This window comes from Caballeronia sp. M23-90, from assembly GCF_053574605.1.
The window spans coordinates 1-649 of record NZ_JBSIPA010000951.1 but is presented as its reverse complement, the minus strand read 5'-3'; the positions used below and the strand labels follow the sequence as shown (position 1 = coordinate 649).

Here is a 649-nt window from a genome sequence, read left to right as displayed (position 1 = left end):
TCTTGCTCGTGCCGCTGCGCCAGGTCGCCGCGATCACCGAAACCACCGGGCCCGATGTGATCAGCCGCCGGGATTTGTCGAGGGAGGTCGAGATATCGGCGAACGTGACCGGGCGCTCGCCGGGCGAAGTGGCCGCGGACGTCAAGAAGACACTTGACGACATGCACCTTCCGGCCGGCTACCGATACCGCTTCGGCGGCTCCACGAAGAGCATGAACGAGTCGTTCATCTACGCCGTGCAGGCGCTGGCGCTGGCCGTGATCTTCATCTACATGATCCTTGCGTCGCAATTCGGCAGCTTCCTGCAGCCGCTCGCGATCATGGCGTCCTTGCCGCTCACGCTGATCGGCGTGCTGGCCGCGTTGCTGCTGTTCGGCAGCACGCTCAACATGTTTTCGATCATCGGCTTCATCATGCTGATGGGGCTCGTGACAAAGAACGCGATCTTGCTGATCGACTTTGCGAACCAGGCGCGGCGCGGAAGTCTGCTCGATGCCTCCGGCAAGGGACACGCCATGTCCCGCAGCACGCTCAACATGTTTTCGATCATCGGCTTCATCATGCTGATGGGGCTCGTGACAAAGAACGCGATCTTGCTGATCGACTTTGCGAACCAGGCGCGGCGCGGAAGTCTGCTCGATGCCTCCGG

General features: G+C 61.8%; 1 protein-coding gene. It reads left to right on the top strand.

Features of this window, described 5'->3' with window-relative positions:
- Positions 1 to 649: efflux RND transporter permease subunit (locus ACRXB1_RS37240; protein WP_449494922.1), on the top strand; the 649-nt coding region annotated here is incomplete at both ends.